The sequence below is a fragment of the Mesorhizobium sp. M0139 genome (assembly GCF_040322455.1).
GTDB lineage: Bacteria > Pseudomonadota > Alphaproteobacteria > Rhizobiales > Rhizobiaceae > Mesorhizobium.
The window spans coordinates 112,672-132,119 of the sequence record NZ_JAMYTN010000011.1 but is presented as its reverse complement, the minus strand read 5'-3'; the positions used below and the strand labels follow the sequence as shown (position 1 = coordinate 132,119).

18 protein-coding genes and 1 tRNA gene are annotated in these 19,448 nt (G+C 61.7%); 8 read left to right on the top strand and 11 right to left on the bottom strand.

Going from position 1 to position 19,448, the window contains the following annotated elements; translation table 11 throughout:
* The first annotated feature begins 48 nt into the window (after positions 1–48).
* A complete protein-coding gene (locus NKJ58_RS20000; protein WP_245275403.1) occupies positions 49–390 on the top strand; it encodes a TadE/TadG family type IV pilus assembly protein in 342 nt (113 codons plus the stop codon).
* Positions 391–670: 280 nt separating this feature from the next.
* On the opposite strand, the gene NKJ58_RS19995 is transcribed toward NKJ58_RS20000, so the two are convergent.
* A tRNA-Arg gene (locus tag NKJ58_RS19995) sits at positions 671–747 on the bottom strand.
* Between the two features lie 106 nt (positions 748–853).
* A complete protein-coding gene (locus NKJ58_RS19990; protein WP_023745796.1) occupies positions 854–2,017 on the bottom strand; it encodes a M20 aminoacylase family protein in 1,164 nt (387 codons plus the stop codon).
* A 233-nt stretch (positions 2,018–2,250) separates the two neighbouring features.
* On the opposite strand from NKJ58_RS19990, the gene NKJ58_RS19985 reads away from it, so the two are divergent.
* A complete protein-coding gene (locus NKJ58_RS19985) occupies positions 2,251–3,429 on the top strand; it encodes a D-alanyl-D-alanine carboxypeptidase family protein (protein ID WP_023685373.1) in 1,179 nt (392 codons plus the stop codon).
* A 3-nt stretch (positions 3,430–3,432) separates the two neighbouring features.
* Positions 3,433–4,536, top strand: coding sequence for a CobW family GTP-binding protein (locus NKJ58_RS19980; RefSeq protein ID WP_023686739.1), 1,104 nt, complete (start codon positions 3,433–3,435; stop codon positions 4,534–4,536).
* A 3-nt stretch (positions 4,537–4,539) separates the two neighbouring features.
* Here NKJ58_RS19980 and NKJ58_RS19975 read toward each other — a convergent pair whose 3' ends face one another.
* The 5 genes from NKJ58_RS19975 to NKJ58_RS19955 form a co-directional block, all read right to left on the bottom strand.
* Positions 4,540–4,797, bottom strand: coding sequence for a sulfurtransferase TusA family protein (locus NKJ58_RS19975; protein WP_031193210.1), 258 nt, complete (start codon positions 4,795–4,797; stop codon positions 4,540–4,542).
* A 59-nt stretch (positions 4,798–4,856) separates the two neighbouring features.
* A complete protein-coding gene (locus NKJ58_RS19970; RefSeq protein ID WP_352443961.1) occupies positions 4,857–6,152 on the bottom strand; it encodes a L,D-transpeptidase family protein in 1,296 nt (431 codons plus the stop codon).
* A 234-nt stretch (positions 6,153–6,386) separates the two neighbouring features.
* On the bottom strand, positions 6,387–7,337 hold the full coding sequence (locus NKJ58_RS19965) for an acetyl-CoA carboxylase carboxyltransferase subunit alpha (protein WP_023685389.1): 951 nt from the start codon (positions 7,335–7,337) through the stop codon (positions 6,387–6,389).
* An 88-nt stretch (positions 7,338–7,425) separates the two neighbouring features.
* A complete protein-coding gene (locus NKJ58_RS19960; protein ID WP_352518513.1) occupies positions 7,426–8,337 on the bottom strand; it encodes a site-specific tyrosine recombinase XerD in 912 nt (303 codons plus the stop codon).
* 21 nt (positions 8,338–8,358) lie between these two features.
* Positions 8,359–8,511, bottom strand: coding sequence for a hypothetical protein (locus NKJ58_RS19955; RefSeq protein WP_023670666.1), 153 nt, complete (start codon positions 8,509–8,511; stop codon positions 8,359–8,361).
* Positions 8,512–8,683: 172 nt separating this feature from the next.
* Here NKJ58_RS19955 and NKJ58_RS19950 point away from each other — a divergent pair, with 172 nt between their 5' ends.
* Genes NKJ58_RS19950 through NKJ58_RS19940 form a run of 3 tightly spaced genes read left to right on the top strand, consistent with a single transcriptional unit; the run spans position 8,684 to position 11,318 of the window.
* Positions 8,684–9,295, top strand: coding sequence for a shikimate kinase (locus NKJ58_RS19950; protein ID WP_023670667.1), 612 nt, complete (start codon positions 8,684–8,686; stop codon positions 9,293–9,295).
* Positions 9,292–10,425, top strand: coding sequence for a 3-dehydroquinate synthase (gene aroB / locus NKJ58_RS19945; protein WP_352518512.1), 1,134 nt, complete (start codon positions 9,292–9,294; stop codon positions 10,423–10,425). The genes NKJ58_RS19950 and aroB overlap by 4 nt, the downstream gene beginning before the upstream one ends.
* On the top strand, positions 10,422–11,318 hold the full coding sequence (locus NKJ58_RS19940) for an HlyC/CorC family transporter (RefSeq protein WP_352518511.1): 897 nt from the start codon (positions 10,422–10,424) through the stop codon (positions 11,316–11,318). The genes aroB and NKJ58_RS19940 overlap by 4 nt, the downstream gene beginning before the upstream one ends.
* 41 nt (positions 11,319–11,359) lie before the next feature.
* On the opposite strand, the gene NKJ58_RS19935 is transcribed toward NKJ58_RS19940, so the two are convergent.
* Genes NKJ58_RS19935 through NKJ58_RS19925 form a run of 3 tightly spaced genes read right to left on the bottom strand, consistent with a single transcriptional unit; the run spans position 11,360 to position 16,194 of the window.
* Positions 11,360–12,910 carry a SpoVR family protein gene (locus NKJ58_RS19935; protein ID WP_352518510.1) on the bottom strand — a complete coding sequence of 517 codons (1,551 nt, stop codon included), beginning with the start codon at positions 12,908–12,910 and terminating at the stop codon, positions 11,360–11,362.
* A gap of 9 nt (positions 12,911–12,919) precedes the next feature.
* On the bottom strand, positions 12,920–14,227 hold the full coding sequence (locus NKJ58_RS19930) for a YeaH/YhbH family protein (RefSeq protein WP_023686733.1): 1,308 nt from the start codon (positions 14,225–14,227) through the stop codon (positions 12,920–12,922).
* 17 nt (positions 14,228–14,244) lie between these two features.
* Entirely contained in the window at positions 14,245–16,194 is a 1,950-nt protein-coding gene (locus NKJ58_RS19925; RefSeq protein WP_352518509.1) for a PrkA family serine protein kinase, read from the bottom strand.
* A gap of 536 nt (positions 16,195–16,730) precedes the next feature.
* Here NKJ58_RS19925 and NKJ58_RS19920 point away from each other — a divergent pair.
* The gene (locus NKJ58_RS19920) at positions 16,731–18,284 is read left to right on the top strand and encodes an acetolactate synthase large subunit (protein WP_023701378.1); all 1,554 of its coding nucleotides are present in this window, start codon (positions 16,731–16,733) and stop codon (positions 18,282–18,284) included.
* 11 nt (positions 18,285–18,295) lie between these two features.
* On the opposite strand, the gene NKJ58_RS19915 is transcribed toward NKJ58_RS19920, so the two are convergent.
* On the bottom strand, positions 18,296–18,598 hold the full coding sequence (locus NKJ58_RS19915) for a BolA family protein (protein WP_023670675.1): 303 nt from the start codon (positions 18,596–18,598) through the stop codon (positions 18,296–18,298).
* Between the two features lie 167 nt (positions 18,599–18,765).
* Between NKJ58_RS19915 and NKJ58_RS19910 the strand changes: the two genes are divergently transcribed.
* Complete coding sequence (locus tag NKJ58_RS19910; RefSeq protein WP_032887126.1) at positions 18,766–19,395, top strand: J domain-containing protein; 630 nt, start codon at positions 18,766–18,768, stop codon at positions 19,393–19,395.
* The last annotated feature ends 53 nt before the right edge of the window (positions 19,396–19,448 follow it).

Here is a 19,448-nt window from a genome sequence, read left to right as displayed (position 1 = left end):
TCCAGATGGCGCCGTGACTGCTCCGGCGGAACAGGGCTGGAATTCGCCTTGATCGCGCCTTTCCTGGTTATGCTTTTGTTCGGAATCTTCGCCTTCGGCTGGGCCATGAATGCCGTGTCGACCGTCCGCTATACGCTGGAGACCTCTTCTCGGGCGCTGCAGCTGAACAACACGCTTTCGCAGAGCGACATCCAGGCCATCGCCACGCAGAAATTGGTGAACCTGGGTCTGCAGAACGTCATTGTGACGATCGCGATCGACCCTGCCAGCGGCGGCTTCAAGATGGCGCATCTGACCGCGAGCTATGCCTTCGTCATCGCTTTCCCGTATTTCGACCAGTATCCGATAAATTACGCCACGACCGTCACGGTGCCCCTGGTTGCTAGCTAGGCGTACGACCGGCTTTCGTTGAGTTGGCGGCGCCGAACTCAGACCGTAACGGATCAACTGGGAACCATCGCTCGATCTGGAATTGTACTTGCAAGAGGTCGATTCTCTTCGCCGCTGTAGATGCTTAAAGCTCGCTCCTGAGACCTCAGGGATGGACTTTTTCTATGGCACTAAAGTTAGGCTGCTTGCTTGGTCGCCTCCGTGAAAATCACCGAAGACCAGTCCATCAGTGCTGCAACATGCCGACAGGCTATCTCAGTCACCAAGCCTTTGATCTTGCTGGTGATCCCGACAGGAATCGAACCTGTGACCTACAGATTAGGAATCTGCCGCTCTATCCTACTGAGCTACGGGACCACGCGGCCCGACACATAGCCGCTTCCGATCGTTTCGCCAAGAGGCTCGCCGAAGGCAATGAAGAGGCCGGCCGAAGGCTAATCGGCCGGCCTTTCGTCGGGGCAGGTCAGGCTGCCAGCGCCGTTTCGGCCAGTTTCACCCAGTAGCTCATGCCGTGCGGTATGACTTCGTCGTTGAAGTCGTAGGCCGGATGATGGAGGCCGGCGGTCTCGCCATTGCCGATGAAGATGAAGGCGCCAGGTCGGGCTTCCAGCATGTAGGAGAAGTCTTCGCCGCCCATCACCGGCTGGATGGCGCGGTGGACCTGGGTGTCGCCGGCGACATGTGCCGCGACATCGCCGGCAAAGACCGTTTCTTCCGGATGATTGAAGGTCACGGGATAGTTGGCGTCATAGTCGACAGTGATCGTCGCGCCGAAGGCGGTGGCTATTCCTTCGCAGATGGTGCGGATGCGCTCTTCCGACTTCTTGGCGATCTCTTTCTTCAGTGTGCGCACCGTGCCGGCAATCTCGGCGGTCTCGGGAATGACGTTGTAGGCGTCGCCGGCGTGGAACTTCGTCACCGAAACCACCACCGCCTCGACCGGATCGGTGCTGCGCGAAGCGACCGTCTGAAGGGCGCCGACCAACTGGCTGGTGATGACGATCGGGTCGATCGTGCCGTGCGGCATCGCCGCATGGCCGCCGCGGCCCTTGACCGTGATGGTGAACTCGGCGGTCGCCGCCATGATGGGACCCGGCCGGATGGCGAACTGGCCCACCGGCAGGCCCGGCATGTTGTGCATGCCAAAGACGCGCGAAATGTCGAAACGCTCCATCATGCCGTCCTTGACCATCTCGTTGCCGCCGCCGCCGCCCTCTTCGGCCGGCTGGAAGATAACCGCGACCGAACCGGCGAAATTGCGCGTTTCGGTCAGATATTTGGCGGCGCCCAAAAGCATCGCCGTATGGCCGTCATGGCCACAGGCGTGCATTTTGCCGGGAACGGTCGAGGCATAGGCCTTGCCGGTGATCTCGTTGATCGGCAGCGCGTCCATGTCGGCGCGCAAGCCGATGGTCGCGCCTTGCCCCTTGCGGCCATGGATGATGCCGACCACGCCGGTCTTGCCGAGGCCCGTCACCACGTCGTCGCAGCCGAATTCCTTCAGCTTCTCGGTGACGAAGGCGGCGGTCTTGAAGACATCGAAATTCAGTTCTGGCGTCTGGTGCAGATGGCGTCGCCAGCCGGCAACTTCATCCTGCATCTCGGCGGCGCGGTTGAGAATCGGCATAATGGTTCCATCTCGCTGTTGGAGCAGACGATCTGGCCTGCTTGATTGCAATTGTGATTGCCATGCTTGTTGCCATCTTGGCACTTTGCCATCTTGGCGTCACATAGGGTAAATAGCACCCCAGACAATGTGATCCGGAAATTGAGGGCCGGATCAGGTCATGCTGGCCATCGCGTAACGAAATCTTACGGAGCCAGGGGCGACTACGGCAAGAGGCGATTTCGGATTCCATGATGCGGCACAGCCATATCCTCAAATTACTGCTAACGGGCGGCTTGGCGCTACCCATGCTGGCTGGGCCAGCTTTGGCCAATCCGGTGATCCTGTTCGACCTCAACAGCGGCAAGGTTCTGCAGCACCAGGACGCATTCAAGCGCTGGTATCCCGCTTCGCTGAGCAAGCTGATGACCGCCTATGTCACCTTCCGGGCGATTGCCGCCGGCGAGGTCCAGCTCGATTCACCGATCAAGGTGACCAAGCATTCGGCGGGCGAACCGCCGAGCAAGATGGGCTTCAAGCCGGGCTCGGTGATGCGGCTCGACAATGCGTTGAAGATGATGCTGGTCAAATCGGCCAACGATATCGCCATGGCCATCGGCGAAAACATAGGCGGCTCGCAGGCCGGATTCGCCGTTCGCATGAATGCGGAGGCGGCGCGGCTCGGCATGACCGGAACGCATTTCGTCAATCCGAACGGACTGTTTTCGCCGGAGCAGTATACGACGGCGCGCGATCTTGCCCTGCTGGTGATGGCGATCCGCAAGGAATTCCCGCAATACGCCCCCTGGTTCTCGATCGAAGGCCTTGCCGTCGGCAAGAAGGCGATCTCCAACTACAATCTCTTGATCGGGCGCTATCCCGGCGCCGACGGCATGAAAACCGGGTTCGTTTGTCCCTCGGGCTTCAACATGATCGGCTCGGCGACACGCAATGGCCGCACGCTGGTCGCGGTCGTGCTCGGCGAAAAATCGGCGATCAGCCGTGCCGAGACCGCCGCCAGGCTGCTTGACCAGGGCTTTGCCATGCCCGACCCGAACTGGCTCACGGTCGCGGCCATGCCTTCCTATGGCGATACCATGTCACCCAACGACATGCATGATGAGATCTGCAAGAAGAAGGCGCCGCACGAGCAGTCCGAGGCGGCTCCGCCGGTGGCCGCGAAGGGCGCCGACGTGCCGAAATCGCCCTATCAGGAAAAGCTCGACCACGTGCCGACGCTGGTTGCCGTGGGCCTCGGCGGCGCCACCGGGCCGGCGCCGAAGGCGATGCTCGACCAGGGCGGCCAGGAATACGCCGATGTGCCGCTGCCGAGCTGGCGGCCAGACATTCCGGCGCCAAAGGGCGCCGAACCGGCCGTGGTGGGCCAGGCAACCGCGGTGCAGGGCGACCAGCTGGTCAAAGCCGCGAACTAGGCGATGGCTGGCTTTCCGATACCCGTCACGGTGGTCACCGGCTTCCTCGGCGCCGGCAAGACGACATTGCTCAACCGGCTGCTCAAAGATCCGGCACTGGTCGACACGGCCGTCATCATCAACGAATTCGGTGAGGTGGCGATCGACCACCTTCTGGTCGAGCAGGCCTCGGACGGCATCATCCAGCTGTCCGACGGGTGTCTATGCTGCACGGTGCGCGGCGAACTGGTCGACACGCTGGCTGACCTCGTCGACCGGCTGCAGACGGGCCGTATCGCCCGTCTCGCCCGCGTCGTCGTCGAAACCACCGGGCTCGCCGATCCGGCGCCGGTGCTGCAGTCGATCATGGCGCATCCCGCCCTGGTGCAGGCCTTCCGACTTGATGGCGTCATCACGCTGGTCGACGCGGTCAACGGCAACGCGACGCTCGACGGCCATGTCGAGGCGGTCAAGCAGGTGGCAGTCGCCGATCGCATCGTGCTGACCAAGGTCGATCTGGCCAGCGATCCCGGCGACGTCGATGCTTTGCGAACGCGACTCCATCAGCTCAATCCAGGCGCCGTGGTGCTGGACGCCGGCGACGGCCGAACCGGCGTCACGGCGCTGTTCGATTGCGGCCTCTACAATCCGGCGACCAAATCCGCCGATGTCCGGCGCTGGCTCGGCGAAGAAGCCGCCCATGAGCACCACCATCATCATGATCATGACCACGGCGAGCATGAGCACCACCACCGCCACGATTCCCGCGTGCGCTCCTACTCGCTGGTCCATGACGGCCCGGTGCCGTTTTCGGCGATCGAGATGTTCCTCGACCTGCTGCGTTCTGCGCATGGCGACAAGCTTTTGCGGATGAAGGGCATCATCGAGCTTGCGGAGGACCCGTCGCGGCCGCTTGTCGTCCACGGGGTGCAGAAGATCCTGCATCCGCCGGCGCGGCTGCTGGCCTGGCCGGACGGCCAACGCGGCACCAGGCTGGTGCTGATCACGCTCGATATGCCGGAAGATTATGTGCGCCGGCTGTTTTCCGCCTTCACCAACCGGCCGTCGATCGACACGCCGGATCGCGCGGCGCTGGAGAGCAATCCGCTGGCGATAGCCGGGGGCTGATTCTCAGGCTCGCTCTGCGCCGCGTTCGACCAGGAAGCGGTGGCCGCCGGTGACGGCTGACGTTTCAACCAGTTGGTGACCAGCGTCGGCGCAAAAGGCGGGGATGTCGATGACCGCCAGCGGGTCGGTGGTCTCCAGCCAAAGCCGGCTGCCCGGCTGCATTGCCGCCAGGCGTTTTTTCGCCTTGAGAACGGGCAGGGGGCAGTTCAGACCCTTGAGGTCATAGATTGCGGTGTGATTTGTTTGTTTGTTTTCATGCATGTCTTTGTCCCAAAACCGCTGCGCACTTTTGGGCGGCATGCATCGGCAAGGCGAAAACCTCAGCCGCCGAACATGCCTAGCAGCTTGTTCTTGATCTTCGACATCCGGCTTTCGTCCGCCGGCGGTTCCGCAGGCGCCGCCTCGACGCTCGCAGTGGCGACCGGCTGCTGGGGGGCCTGCTTGGCTGCTTCCTTTTCGGCCAGCGCTTGGGCCTTTGCCGCTTGCTTTTCAGCCAGTGCCTGGGCCTTGGCGGCTTTCGCAGCCTCGATGGCAGCAACCCGCTGTTCCTCGGCCTTGCGCTTGGCTTCCTTCTCTGCGTCCAGCGCCGCCATTTTGCGGCCGGCCGGCGAATCGATGCGGCCCATGCGCGCCGTCTCGGTCAGCGTGCCGTCGGAATTCAGCGACGGCGGTTCGATCGGCACGCGCTCGCCCCGGGCGCGGCGCTTCGACCAGTCGGAAACGATGCTGGCTTCCTTGATGCCGGCAATGGTCGGCTTGGGCGCCGGCACGCTGGCTTTGACCGCGCCGGTGAAGGCCGCGTCATAGCTGCTTTGATAGGCGTTGAGTGCGCTCTTCAGCGAATCCGGCTGCGTGGTCGCCGGGCAGGCGCCGGTCGGATCGAATGTCGTGCCCTCGGGCGCCACCTGGTTGAAGACATAGCGCTTGTCGCAGACATCGACTTTCGGCGGCACCTTGGTGATCTCGAAATTGTCGTAACCGACCTTCAGCATCTTCCAGAACTCATAGTTCGGGTCGTTGCGGTAGCGCGCCATGTTGGCGGCGGTCATGCGGAATGGAAAGGCCTGGATCTGGAACTCGGTCTGGCCGCCCTGGAAGGCATCGCGACCAAAAGCGTAGATCTGCTCGATCTGAGGGTCGGTCATCGAATAACAGCCCGACGACGAGCAGGCGCCATGCACCATCAGATTGGCGCCGGTGCGGCCATTGGCACGGTCATAGGCGTTGGGATAGCCGATGTTGAAGGACAGATGATAGTTCGAGCGCGGATTCATCTGCGACGGGCGGACCGTATAGAAACCTTCCGGCGCCTGGCGGTCGCCCTCGGTGTATTTTGGGCCGAGCTTGCCCGACCATTTGCAGATGTCGTAGCTGGCGACCATCTCGTAGCGGCCGGTGGTCTTGGCCTTCCAGATTTCGAGCTTGCCTTCTTCCTTGAAGATGCGAGCCATCACCGACGAGGTGCGGATCATGCCCTTGGCTTTCATGTCGGCCAGGATCTTGTCCGGCAGCGGCTTGCTGGCTTCCGGCGCAAAATTCTTCATCGAGGAATCGTTGCAGCCGGCAACGCCAAGCGCGGCGATCAGGAGTCCAGTGCGGGCAAGCTTGGTAAACATGGATACGGCTATGTCTTTTTCTCGCGGCACGGCCGGATAGCGCCCGGGCCTGCATGCTGAACACTGACGGACCCTAAGCCCGTTAACCTTGAAAATTCCTTACCGCAAGCGTCGGACGGCGTCCCCCACGGCAATTCGCCCGGTGTCACGGATTTTTTATTGAGCCGAATGCGGCGGCATTTTTATGGCGAAATTGCTCCTTGACGCCACATTGCGGTGCGCTGCCGGCCAAAATCAGAGGCTGCGGCCCATCGCCAGATATTTTTCGCGGCGCTGTTCGCGAAAATCGGTGTTGGCGCCGGCAAAATCCTTCATCGTCTTGGCGATGAGGTCGCCGGTGGCGGCGATCACCGTTTCGGGCGCGCGCTGGGCGCCGCCGAGCGGCTCGGCAATGATGGCGTCGATGATCTTCATTTCCAGAAGGTCCTGGGCGGTGATCTTCATGTTGGTCGCCGCATCTTTCGAGCGCGTGGTGTCGCGCCACAGGATCGAGGCAGCGCCTTCCGGCGAGATCACCGAATAGATGGCGTGTTCCAGCATGTAGACGCGGTTGGCGGTGGCGATCGCAATGGCGCCGCCCGAACCGCCTTCACCGATGACGACCGAAATCGATGGCACTTTGAGGCCGAGGCAGGCCGAGGTTGAACGGGCGATGGCTTCAGCCTGGCCGCGTTCCTCGGCGCCAACGCCGGGGTAGGCGCCGGCGGTGTCGACCAGCGTCAGAAGTGGAATCTGGAAGCGGTCGGCAAGTTCCATCAGCCGCACGGCCTTACGGTAGCCTTCAGGGCGCACCGAGCCGAAATTGTGCTTGAGCCGGCTCGCCGTGTCGGAGCCCTTTTCCTGGCCGATGACGGCCACCGGTTCGCCGCGGAAGCGGGCGAAGCCGCCGATGATCGCCTGGTCCTCGCCGAAATTGCGGTCGCCGGCGAGCGGCGTGAAATCGCTGAACAGACCCTTGATGTAGTCGAGGCAATGCGGCCTGTCGGTGTGGCGCGCGACCTGCACCTTCTGCCACGGCGTGAGCGCCTTGTAGATGTCGCGCAGCGCGTCGCGCACGCGCTTCTCGAGCCGGCTGATTTCGTCGCCGACATCGACCGCCTCGCCATTCTCGGCAAGCTTCTTCAGCTCGAGGATCTTGAGTTCAAGGTCCTGCACCGGCTTTTCGAAATCGAGGTAATTGTACATTCTTGAGCGGACCGATGCGTCGGAAGGCAAACATCGCGCAGATGTAGGCTCCGCGCGGGCACGTTGCCCTCACATAGCGATATGAGGCCTAGTCGGCAAGCGGATGATGATCGTTGACCAGCCGCACCAACCGCTCTTCCAGCACATGCGTGTAAATCTGCGTGGTCGAGATATCGGCGTGGCCGAGCAACTGCTGCACCGCCCTGAGATCAGCGCCGTTCTGCAGGAGATGGCTGGCAAAAGCATGGCGGAGCACATGCGGCGAAATTTTGGCCGCTGATATGCCGGCCCGCGCGGCAAGGCCTTTGAGGTCGCGGGCAAAGACCTGCCGGGAGAGAAAGCCGCTGTCGCCGGCGGCCGGGAACAGAAACGGGCTGTCGGCGAAAGCCGGCACCGACGCCCGGGCCGTGAGCCATGCCCGCATCGCCATGCGGGCCTTGGCCGACAGCGGCACCATGCGCTCCTTGTCGCCCTTGCCGCGCACCATGAAGAAGCGGTCGGCGCGCTGGGCGACGGTCACCGGCAGGCCGACAAGTTCGGACACACGCAGACCGGTGGCATAGAGCACCTCGACCAAAGCGTGCAGGCGCAGTGCCGCCACCCGGTCGCCATTGACGCCATCGCCTGTCTCAAGCGCCGCACGGTCGAGCAGCCGACCGGTATCGGCCTCGCTCATCGTCTTGGGCAGCGGCCGGCCCTTTTTCGGGCTGTCCAGCGTGCCGGTCGGGTCGTCGCCGCGCAAGCCCTCGGCGTAGAGAAACTTGAAGAACTGGCGGATCGCCGACAGTTTGCGCGCCTGCGACGTCGACGCAAAGCCGCGCGCCGCGATATCGTCGAGATAGGCGCGGATGTCGGCTGCGGCGGCAGCGGCAAGCCCGCCGGCAATCTGCTGCGAAGCGTCTTCGAGATCACGGCGGTAGGAAGACAGCGTGTTTGCAGCGGCACCGCGTTCGGCGCTCATCATCTCGAGAAAGGCTTCGATGCGAGCCGCGCTGTTCATGTTCCAGGGGTCAGTTTTGGGTCAGTTTTTCTTGGGGTTCAGCTTTTCCGGTGGAATGCGCACGGTGATTTCGGCTTTTTTCGGCTCGACGAACATCGCCAACGCCACCATCGTACCATAGGCAATGCCGGCAAGAATCATCATCGTCACGACAAAGCGGAACAGTGTCGGCATCAATCTTCGCCCGTCTTTTTGCTCTGCGATTCCAAGCCCTGTGTCCTTATGGGACGCTAATTCCGTCAATTCAAGGACGAAGGGCTCTGCGTGCGAAAGGCGCTATGCTTGACGCAAACGGGCTTTTGATGTCGATACGCCGGCAAAGACGGCTTAGAAACAGCATGGTCTCATGAACGCGTTACCAGCAAATCCTCCCGGCGATAGCCATGCCGCGCTGCTCGACAGGCTGGGCAGCCGCTCGATCGTCTTTGTCGGCCTGATGGGCGCCGGCAAGACGGCGATCGGCCGCAAGGTGGCGACGATGCTGTCGCTGCCCTTCGTCGACAGCGACCAGGAGATCGAAACCGTGTCGCGCATGACGGTGCCGGAACTGTTCGAACGCTATGGCGAGACCGAATTCCGGGCATTGGAGCAGCGCGTCATCCTGCGCGTGCTGGAGAGTGGGCCGCAGGTGCTGTCGACCGGCGGCGGCGCGTTCATGAATGCGCAGACGCGGGAAGCGATCGCCGGGCATGGCGTGTCGGTGTGGCTGAAGGCCGAGATCGACCTGTTGATGGAACGCGTGTCCAAGAAGCAGAACCGGCCGTTGCTCAAAAGCGCCGATCCGCGCGCCGTGCTCGAGCGGCTGATGGGCGAGCGCTACCCGGTCTATGCCACGTCCAACATCACCGTGCCGACACGCGACGACCGCAAGGAGGTCATTGCGACCGAGGTTGTCGACGCGCTGTGCGGGCATTTCGGCATTCCGGCTCCGACTGCGCCGGGCGAGGTGCGGCTGTGAGCGAACCGGTCACTGTCGAGGTCGGCCTTGGCGAGCGTGCCTATGACATCCTGATCGGCCCCGGCCTTTTGGCGCGCGCCGGCGCCGAGATTTCGCGCCGCCTGCCCGGCACGAGAGCGGCGGTGGTCACCGACGATAATGTCGCGGCGGCACATCTCGACGCGCTGAAGGCCGGTCTGGAAACACGCGGCATCCAGCCTGCCGTCATCACTTTGCCGGCCGGCGAAAAGACCAAGAGCTTTGGCCATCTCGAAGAGGTGGTCGACGGCGTGCTCGCCGCCAAGCTGGAGCGCGGCGATGTCGTCATTGCGCTCGGCGGTGGCGTCATCGGCGACCTCACCGGCTTTGCCGCCGGCATCGTGCGCCGCGGCATGAATTTCGTCCAGATTCCAACCTCGCTGCTGGCGCAGGTCGATTCCTCGGTCGGTGGCAAAACCGGCATCAACAGTCCGCGCGGCAAGAATCTGCTCGGTGTCTTCCACCAGCCGAAACTGGTGCTGGCCGATACCGAAGTGCTCGACACGCTGCCGATCCGCGAATTTCGCGCCGGCTATGCCGAGCTTGCCAAATACGGGTTGATCGACCGACCGGCGTTTTTCGCCTGGCTGGAAGCGAACTGGGAAAAGGTGTTCGCTGGCGGACCGGAGCGGGCCGAGGCCATCGCCGAGGCGTGCCGCGCCAAGGCCGATGTCGTCGCCCGCGACGAGTTCGAAACCGGCGACCGCGCACTGCTCAATCTTGGCCACACGTTCGGCCATGCGCTGGAAGGCGCCACACAGTATGACGGCGCCCGCCTCGTCCATGGCGAAGGCGTCGCCATCGGCATGGCGCTGGCGCACCGCTTTTCCGCAAGGCTCAATCTGGCCAGCCCCGACGACGCGGCGCGGGTCGAGGCGCATCTTCGCGCCGTCGGTCTACCTTGGCGGATGGCCGACATCCCTGGTGAGTTGCCCGATGCCGAGGCGCTGCTTGGCTTCATCACCCAGGACAAGAAAGTGTCGCGCGGCGCGCTGACATTCATCCTGACGCGCGGCGTTGGCCAAGCTTTTATTGCCAAGGATGTACCGGCGTCGGAAGTGCTTTCGTTCCTCAGGGAGAACCACCCGGGCCAGGAAAGCCGGCAGCGATGATCAACGAGCCCGGCTGGACCGTCGTCGCCGTCCTTGCCATCCTCATCCTGCTTGTCCTGGCCGTGCGCACGCGCCTGCTTGCCATATTCGGCTATGAGCTGTCGCGCATCGAGCCGCAGCGCTCGACACAGGACGAGTTGCGCGGCGCGGTCGACGATTTCCGCCGCGACGGCCAGATGGTGCGTGAGGACCGCGACCGCGTCGGCGGGCTGTTCGATCTCGCCGAGCTCGAAGTCTCCGACATCATGGTCCACCGCACCAATATGCGCTCGGTCAATGCCGACAATGGGCCGGAAGCGGTGGTGCGCGAGATCCTGCAAAGCCCGCACACCCGCATGCCGTTGTGGAAAGGCTCGCTCGACAACATTGTCGGCGTGCTGCACGCCAAGGACCTGCTGCGAGCGCTGAACGAGGTCGGCAACGACTTTTCCCGGATCGACGTGATGAAGATCGCGTCGAAGCCTTGGTTCGTGCCCGACACCACCACGCTGCAGGAACAGCTCAACGCCTTCCTGCGTGCCAAGGCGCATTTCGCCATCGTCGTCGACGAATATGGCGAGGTCGAAGGGCTGGTGACGCTGGAGGACATTATCGAGGAGATCGTTGGCGAGATCGCCGACGAGCACGACGTCGACATTCAGGGCGTCAAGCAGGAGGCGGACGGTTCCGTGGTCGTCGACGGCACCGTGCCGATCCGCGATCTCAACCGGGCGCTCGACTGGAACCTGCCTGACGAGGAAGCGACCACCATTGCCGGGCTGGTCATCCACGAGACGCAGTCGATCCCCGAGGAAAAGCAGGCTTTCACCTTCCACGGCAAGCGCTTCGTGGTGATGAAACGCGACAAGAACCGGATCGCCAGGATCAGGATCAGGCCGGCGGGCGAATCCTAAAGGTACCGAGCAGGTCCGCCACATGACGCTCTTTGCCGAGCTTATGCCGCGATCTGGCTCGTAGACCGTTCGTGGATTGTCGCACCGGTTTGAGCGTCAACTGCGACCAGGCTGACCTCGTAGCCCCAGAGGCTGCGGACATGGCGGAGCGTCGCGTCACGGCTGGCCCCTTCGAGCACAACACCATCCTTTACCCTGTGTTGCAGCCGCAACTGCCGGTCGCCGAGCAGGTCGACATCAATCACCTGGATGTCCGGCCGATTCGCTCCAAGGTCGTAACCGTGGGCAAGCTGGGCGCGTATCTTGTGATAGCCACGTTCGTTGTGGATCGACGCGACTTCGAAATGCGGTTTGTCGGCTCCATCGCCAAGCACGAAGAACCGCCATTTTCGGATCAAGCTCGGGCTGAGGTACTGGCGGATAAAGGATTCGTCGCGGTGGTTGGCCCAGGCCTCAAGCAGGACCTCGCGCCAGTTGCCATGTCCTGCAATGTCCGGGAACCAGTCGCGGTCCTCCGCCGTCGGCTCGGTCGAAATGCGCTGTATGTCCTGCATCATGTCGAGGCCGAGGGCATAGGGATTGATGCCTGAAAACCGGGGATCGTCAAAGGCCGGCTGGAAGATCACGTTCGAATGGTTGCGCAGGATTTCGAGCATGGCACCTTCGCCGATCCGGCCACGATCGAATAGCATGTTCATGAGCGTATAATGCACGAAGGTGGCGCAGCCTTCATTCATCACTTGAGTCTGTCGCTGCGGGTAGAAATATTGCGCGATAACGCGGACGATCCTGATGATCTCGCGCTGCCAGGGTTCCAGGATCAGGCTGTTCTTCTCGAGGAAATACAGGAGGTTTTCCTCGGGAAGGTTGAGCGATCTCTTGCGCTCCGCCATCCCTTGATCCTCATTGCCGGACTTGTTTTTGTTCTGCGATGGCGGCAGCGTGCGCCACAGATCGTTGTAGGAGCGCTCTTCGTATTCGAGGCGCTCGCGAAGCCCTTCGCGCTGTCGCTCCGACGAGAGCTTTGGCGGCCGGTGGTAGCGGAACACCCCTTGTTCCATCAGCGCATGGGCGGAATCGAGAATGGCCTCCACTGCTTCAAGGCCGTGCCGCTCCTCGCACCGGGCGATGTAGCCCTTGGCGAAGTCCAGATAACCCAGGATTGCCCCGGCGTCGGTCCATTGCTGAAACAGATGATTGTTCTTGAAGAAATGATTGTGGCCAAGCGCCGCGTGGGCCGTCACAAGGGCCTGCAACGCCATGGTGTTTTCCTCCATGAGGTAGACGATGCAGGGATTGGAGTTGATGACCAGTTCATAGGCCAGCCCCCGGCCACCCTTGCGGTAAAGAAGCTCCTGGTGAAGGAAATGTTTGCCGAACGACCAATGCCGATACATCAGTGGCATGCCGATAGATGAGTAGGCGTCGAGCATCTGCTGGGAGGAGATTATCTCCATCTGGACCGGGTAAGTATCGAGATACAACTCGTCGACCGCGATCGCCTCGATCTCTTCAAAAGCCCGCGATAATTTCTCGAAATTCCAGTCGGAACCGGAAAACAACAAATTCGTTTCGTTGGCTCGCCTGACCATCTCTCTCTCTCAAGCGCTCTTGATGGCCGCCGGCTGCCTGGCGAAGAGCCGGTGGAAGACCGGGTAAATATCCGCGGGAGCAGCGATGCGGCTCATCTGGAAGTTGGGCCATTTCAGCTCGATCGTACTGTAGGCGCGCCAAAGCGACGTCCCGTTTTCGGTAGCACCGAATATGTGGCTCTCGCGTTCGTCGATGATCTCGACATAGGCGAAATACTGGCACAGGCGCATGAGCTTGCCGTTCATGAGTTCTATGCATCGCTCGGAATCGGTGGTGAAATTGTCCCCGTCAGAGGCCTGCGCGGCGTAAATGTTCCACTCGCTGGCAGGATAGCGCTGGCCGATAATGCGGTGCATTTCGTCGAGCGCGGTGGAGACGATCGTACCGCCGCTCTGCGTGTTATAGAAGAACGTGTCCTCATCCACTTCGTGCGCCTCATGGGTATGGCGGATGAAGACGATCTCCGTGCGTTCGTAGCGCCGTTTCAAGAACAGGTGCAGCAGCACGAAGAAGCGTTTGGCCAAGTCCTTTTCGCGTTGGCCCATCGATCCGGACACGTCCATAAGGCAGAACATGACGGCATTGGCATTCGGCACCGGCCGGGCGTCGAAGCGGTTGAATCGGATATCGACCGGATCGACAAAGGCAATTCGCCTGCGCCGTCGCTCCAGCCGGTCAAGCTCGTCGCGTAATTCCGCGATGCGCTGGCGCACCGCCGCGCCGGCCGGGGCCGACTCAAGCGTGACGATTTCCCGGAGGATCGCCTCCAGTTCCTGCTGCGTGGGGCGCCTCAGCGCAATGCGCCGGCCTAGGCTGTTGCGCATGGTGCGGCCGGCATTGATGTTGGTCGGGGAACCGGTTGCCGCGAAGCCGGCCCGGCGCGGCTTGAAGGCAAGGATTTCCTTGAGATTGAGCTTAACCAGGTCGGGCAGTTCGAGATCCTCAAAAAAGAGTTCGAGCACCTCCTCGCGTGACAGCACGAAACGAAAATCGTCTTCCGACGCCGTGTTTCCTGGCGACGACGCCGCGCCGCCCCCATGCGGCTTCGGGAGCAGGTCTCCAGGGGAAAAATGCCTGTTGCCCGGAAGGATGTGTCGGCGCCGTCCGCTGGCCCTGTCATCGTTGAAGCTCGGCTCGGCTGTTTTCCTTTCAGGCATGGGCACGGCGTGCTCGGTATCCACGTCGGCGATCCTGCCAGTGCGGATTTGATCGCGAATGCTCCGCTTCAACTCCTCGCGAGCACGCCTGAGGAAGCGCTGTCGATTGCCAAGGCTCTTGTCCTTGGGGTTCAGGCGACGGTCGATGAAGATCGGCATGGAACCATCCGGCTCTGTCAACCCGCCTTGTTCACCCGCATGTACCAGTCCACCAGCCGGCGTACCTGCCGTTCTGTGTAGCCACGCTCGATCATGCGCTGCACGAATTCGTTGTGGCGCTTTTCCGTAACGCTGTCTTGCTTGGAGCCGAAGCTGATCACCGGCAAGAGGTCCTCGACCTGTCCGAACATCCGCTTCTCGATGACCTCGCGCAGTTTTTCATAGCTGGTCCATGACGGGTTGCGGCCGTGGTTTCTTGCGCGAGCGCGCAGAGTGAACTTCACCACCTCGTTACGGAAGTCCTTGGGATTGGCGATGCCTGCCGGTTTCTCGACCTGCGAAAGTTCGTTGTCCAGGATCTCCCGGTTGAGGATCTGGCCGGTGTCGGGGTCCTTGTAGTCCTGGTCCTCAATCCAGGCATCCGCATAGGCGATGTAGCGGTCGAAGAGGTTCTGGCCGTATTCGCTATAGGACTCCAGATAGGCCTTCTGGATTTCGTGGCCGATGAACTCGGCGTAGCGCGCCGCAAGCTCCGACTTGATGAATTCAAGATAGGCCGCTTCCGTTTCCTTCGGGAACTGCTCCCGCTTGATCGCCTCCTCCAGAATGTACATCAGATGCACAGGATCGGCGGCCACCTCCTCATTATCGAAGTTGAATGTCTGCGAAAGGATCTTAAAGGCAAAGCGCGTGCTGACGCCCGTCATGCCTTCATCGACGCCGGCGGCGTCGCGATATTCCTGGACCGACTTTGCCCTGGGATCGACTTCCTTCAGATTTTCGCCGTCATAGGCGCGCATCTTGGTGTAGAGCGGCGAGTTGTCGTGCTCGGCCAAGCGCGTCGAAACTGCAAAGCGGCTGAGGATGTCCAAAACTTCAGGGGCACAGGGGCTGGCGGCCAACTCGCTCTCACGCAGCAATTTCTCATAGATCTGCCTCTCTTCGGTGATCCGCAGGCAATAGGGTACCTTGACCACCAGGATGCGATCGAGAAACGCCTCGTTGTTCTTGTTGCTCTTGAACTGTTGCCATTCCGACTCGTTGGAATGGGCGACGATGATCCCCTGGTAGGGAAAGGCGCCGAAATTTTCAGTGCCGTTGTAGCTGCCTTCCTGTGTCGCGGTCAGCAGCGGATGCAGAACCTTGATGGGTGCCTTGAACATCTCGACGAATTCAAGCAGACCTTGCGTGGTCCGGTTCAGGCCACCGCTATAGGAATAGGCATCGGGGTCGGACTGGCTAAAATTTTCCAATTGCCTGATGTCGACCTTGCCGACCAGGGCCGAGACATCCTGATTGTTCTCATCGCCAGGTTCGGTCTTGGCAATGCCGATCTGGCGCAGCCGCGAAGGCATCAGCTTGACAACGCTGAATTTGGAAATGTCGCCAGACAATTCGTCGAGGCGCTTGGCCGCCCATGGCGAAATCAATCCGTTCAGCCGGCGCCGGGCTATGCCGTATTTATCCTCTAGCAGATCACCCATGTGATCGGGATGGAACAGCCCAAGCGGCGACTCGAAAACCGGGCTGATCTGGTTGCCGACCTTCAGCGTGTAGATCGGGCGCTGCTCCATCAGTTTCTTCAGGCGCTCGGCCAGAGAGGATTTGCCGCCGCCGACCGGGCCGAGGAGATAGAGGATCTGCTTGCGTTCTTCGAGCCCCTGCGAGGCATAGCGGAAATATCCAGCTATGCGCTCGATCGTATCCTCCATTCCATAGAAGTCAGAAAAATGAGGGTAGATCTTGAGGGTCCGATTCGAGAAAATGCGGCCGAGGCGCTCGTCTTTGCTGGTGTCAACCAGTTTTGGTTCGCCGATTGCGTCGACCATCCTTTCGGGCGCCGAAGCGTACATCGATTTGTCTTCCCGACAGGCAAGAAGATACTGTTGGATGCTGACCTCTTCGTCCGCCGCATTGGCATAAATTTCCGAAAAAAGATCGAAGACGTCGGATTGGGTTGCACGCATGATGTTCTGCCCTCGGAGCCGATCTGGATTCCAATCGCCTCATCACCTTCAACTGTCGGAAAGCATTGTTGGTTCCCTTCACATGAAGGAGAGTGGCTGCAATCCGGGTAGAAGGCTTGGGAGGAAACATTCGGAGTGGCTGGAATGGCGGGTTGCCCGGTGCTGCGGCGCTGATGGGCGGCGTTGTCGCCGGCCAGCTATCTCGATGGACACAAGCATCCGCCGACCTTCATCGCCTATTCGCGCGCCGAAGGCCGCGACGACCAATCGAAGGCTTTGCCAAACGCCTGCGCGCCATCGGCACTGAAGTGACGCTGTTCGACGGCAACGCCTACACGCATATGTCGATCAATCACGACTTCGGCGAGGACGGCGACGCGTTGACCGCCGCGATGCTGGCCTTCCTGAATGGACCGTCGGTTGATCGCCGGATCCCGCGAGGCGTCCTGGATCAGACCAAAAGCCCCGGCGGGACATTGCCGACCCGGCGCCTACAGGTGCAATTGTTCCTGAATTGTCGATTGGGAAAGAAAATCATGAATGGCGCCGATCTGCTGTGCGACGTGCTCCTGGCCAATGACGTCACGGTCTGCTTCGCCAATCCTGGCACATCCGAAATGCATTTCGTTGCCGCACTGGACCGCAAACCTCAGATGCGTTGCGTGCTCGGCCTGTTCGAGGGCGTGGTGACCGGCGCCGCGGACGGCTATGCGCGCATGACCGACCGCCCGGCAGCAACGTTGCTGCATACCGGACCGGGTCTCGCCAACGGTTTGGCCAACATGCACAACGCAAGGCGTGCGCGCAGCCCGATGATCAACATTGTCGGCGACCATGCTTCTTACCATCTGCCGCTCGATGCCCCGCTGACCAGCGACATAGAAGGCCTGGCGTCGCCGATGTCGAACTGGGTTGGCCGCGTCAAGGGGCCGGCCGATATTGTGCCGGCCGCAGAGGCGGCTTTCCGCGCCTCACTCACGCCGCCTGGCGTCACGACGCTGATCCTGCCTGCGGATGCCGCCTGGGGCGAAGTTGCTGCGATTTCACCTGGCAAGGTGAAGCTGGAGCCGCCGCCCGCCGTCGACATGGCTGTTGTGCGCACGATCGCCGAAGCAATCCGCGCCGCGCCGGGCCGTGTCGGCATGGTGGTGCGTGGGCAGGCGGCGCGCGCCGATGGACTTGAAATCGCAGGGAGAATGTCATCGGGAAGCGATGTCAGGCTGTTCAGTGAGGTTCTGATCGCCCGCATGCAGCGCGGCCGCGGGCGGTTCGCCCCGACCCGCATTCCCTATCCGGTCGATGCGGCGACGGCCATGCTCCGGGATATCGACTTGCTGGTGCTGGTCGGCGCCAAGGAGCCGGTTGCCTTCTTCGCCTATCCCGGCAAGCCCGGGCGGCTGGTTCGGGACGATTGCAAGGTGCTTTCGCTGGCGGCGCATGGCCAGGATCTGAAAGCGGCGCTGGAGGCGCTGGCTGCCGAGGTCGGCATCAAGCCGACGCAGCAATTCGCCGCCGCAACCGCCTTTCCAGACGAACCGACGCTGAGCGGCAGACTGACGGACGATGCCATCGCGCTGTCGGTGGCGCGCAAACTTCCGGCCAATGCCATCGTCTGCGACGAAGCGGTCACCTCGGCGAGACGGTTCTTCGCGCTATCCGCCTTTGCGGCGCCGCACGACTACATGATGGGTACGGGCGGATCGATCGGCGGCGGCATTCCGATGGCGACAGGAGCAGCGATCGCCTGCCCGGACCGCAAGGTGATCAATCTCGAGGCCGACGGCAGCGGCATGTACACGGTGCAGGGACTGTGGACCCAGGCCAGGGAAAAGCTTGACGTCGTGACCATCATCTTTTCCAACCGGACCTACGCCATCCTGCATGGCGAAATGAAGAATGTCGGGGTCAATGAGATCGGCGAGAACGCTAGGCGCATGCTCGATCTCGACCATCCGGCGCTGGACTGGGTTGCGCTGGCCAAAGGCATGGGCGTCGAGGCGGCCCGCGCCGACACGTGCGAGCGGTTCGACGCGCTGCTCGACAGTGCCCTGTCGCGTCCGGGACCGTTTCTCATCGAAGCGGTGATCTGAGGCGGAGAGACTTACCAACGGGTCTTTTCGCCGGGTGCAGCCGGTTCGATTGCCAGCGCATGGACGCCGGCTTGCAGCTCCGCTGCGAGCAATTCGTTGACGGCGCGGTGGCGATCGATGCGGCTCATGCCGGCAAAGACGGATGAGACGATGCGGACGCGAAAATGCGTCTCGCCGGTGCCGTCATAGGCACCGTGATCGTCGGAGCCGTGGTGGTGATGACCGGCATGAAGGTGGCTTTCATTGACGATCGCCAGCCGCTCCGGCGAAAACGCCTTGTTCAGCTTGTCTTCCATCGTCGCCTGTATGGACATCGCCATCTCCCTTCACCATATCTGCAAGGCGTGATCGGGAAATCGGATCGATCCCGCCGGGCCGCCACAAAAATCGCCATTCGCCCTGCTTTATGCCGCGATTCAGCGGTTAGGGCGATGATCGCGAAAATGTCAATTCTTGTTTCGCACGTGCGAACAGCCCATAAATGGGTGAGATGAAACCGTACCCCAAATATTTCGAGAAAATTCGGGTCCGTCCCGACAAGGATGCGGAGCTGAAGTCGCACTCGCCGATCTGCCAGTGGGACGGCTGCAAGGAGGCCGGTACCCACCGGGCGCCGGTCGGACGCATGAAGGAAGGCGAGTATTTTCAGTTCTGCTTCGATCATGTGCGCGAATACAACAAGGGTTTCAACTACTTCTCCGGCGTGCCGGACACCGAGATAGCCCGCTTCCAGAAGGAAGCGATGACCGGCCACCGGCCGACATGGAAGATGGGCGTCGCCGGCGCCTCGACGCGCTCCTCGCCCGATTTCGCCCAGCAGCGTTCCGGTCGCGCCGGCTATTACAACCGCATGCGCGATCCCTTCGATCTGTTCAAAGGGCCGAAGGACCCGCGCGAGGCGCGCGAACGCAAGGCCAAGCCGCTTGAGGCCAAGGCGCTGGAAACGCTTGGCCTTGATACAAAGGCGACTGGCAAGGACATCAAGGCGCGCTATAAGGAACTTGTGAAGCGCCACCATCCGGATGCGAATGGCGGCGATAGAGGTTCGGAAGACCGGTTCCGCGATGTGCTGCAGGCCTATCGCGTGCTCAAGCAGGCGGGTTTGTGCTGAGCAACCTAACGGTTCGTGTCGTTTTCCAACTTTCATAAGGGTGGAAAAGGCTC

Bases quoted from the DNA above. Each gene is read 5' to 3' on its own strand.
- NKJ58_RS19990 (WP_023745796.1), bottom strand. From the start codon at position 2,017: ATGCCGATTCTCAACCGCGCCGCCGAGATGCAGGATGAAGTTGCCGGC.
- NKJ58_RS19985 (WP_023685373.1), top strand. From the start codon at position 2,251: ATGCGGCACAGCCATATCCTCAAATTACTGCTAACGGGCGGCTTGGCG.
- NKJ58_RS19980 (WP_023686739.1), top strand. From the start codon at position 3,433: ATGGCTGGCTTTCCGATACCCGTCACGGTGGTCACCGGCTTCCTCGGC.
- NKJ58_RS19975 (WP_031193210.1), bottom strand. From the start codon at position 4,797: ATGCATGAAAACAAACAAACAAATCACACCGCAATCTATGACCTCAAG.
- NKJ58_RS19970 (WP_352443961.1), bottom strand. From the start codon at position 6,152: ATGTTTACCAAGCTTGCCCGCACTGGACTCCTGATCGCCGCGCTTGGC.
- NKJ58_RS19965 (WP_023685389.1), bottom strand. From the start codon at position 7,337: ATGTACAATTACCTCGATTTCGAAAAGCCGGTGCAGGACCTTGAACTC.
- NKJ58_RS19960 (WP_352518513.1), bottom strand. From the start codon at position 8,337: ATGAACAGCGCGGCTCGCATCGAAGCCTTTCTCGAGATGATGAGCGCC.
- NKJ58_RS19955 (WP_023670666.1), bottom strand. From the start codon at position 8,511: ATGCCGACACTGTTCCGCTTTGTCGTGACGATGATGATTCTTGCCGGC.
- NKJ58_RS19950 (WP_023670667.1), top strand. From the start codon at position 8,684: ATGAACGCGTTACCAGCAAATCCTCCCGGCGATAGCCATGCCGCGCTG.
- NKJ58_RS19940 (WP_352518511.1), top strand. From the start codon at position 10,422: ATGATCAACGAGCCCGGCTGGACCGTCGTCGCCGTCCTTGCCATCCTC.
- NKJ58_RS19935 (WP_352518510.1), bottom strand. From the start codon at position 12,910: ATGGTCAGGCGAGCCAACGAAACGAATTTGTTGTTTTCCGGTTCCGAC.
- NKJ58_RS19930 (WP_023686733.1), bottom strand. From the start codon at position 14,227: ATGCCGATCTTCATCGACCGTCGCCTGAACCCCAAGGACAAGAGCCTT.
- NKJ58_RS19925 (WP_352518509.1), bottom strand. From the start codon at position 16,194: ATGCGTGCAACCCAATCCGACGTCTTCGATCTTTTTTCGGAAATTTAT.
- NKJ58_RS19920 (WP_023701378.1), top strand. From the start codon at position 16,731: ATGAATGGCGCCGATCTGCTGTGCGACGTGCTCCTGGCCAATGACGTC.
- NKJ58_RS19915 (WP_023670675.1), bottom strand. From the start codon at position 18,598: ATGTCCATACAGGCGACGATGGAAGACAAGCTGAACAAGGCGTTTTCG.
- NKJ58_RS19910 (WP_032887126.1), top strand. From the start codon at position 18,766: ATGGGTGAGATGAAACCGTACCCCAAATATTTCGAGAAAATTCGGGTC.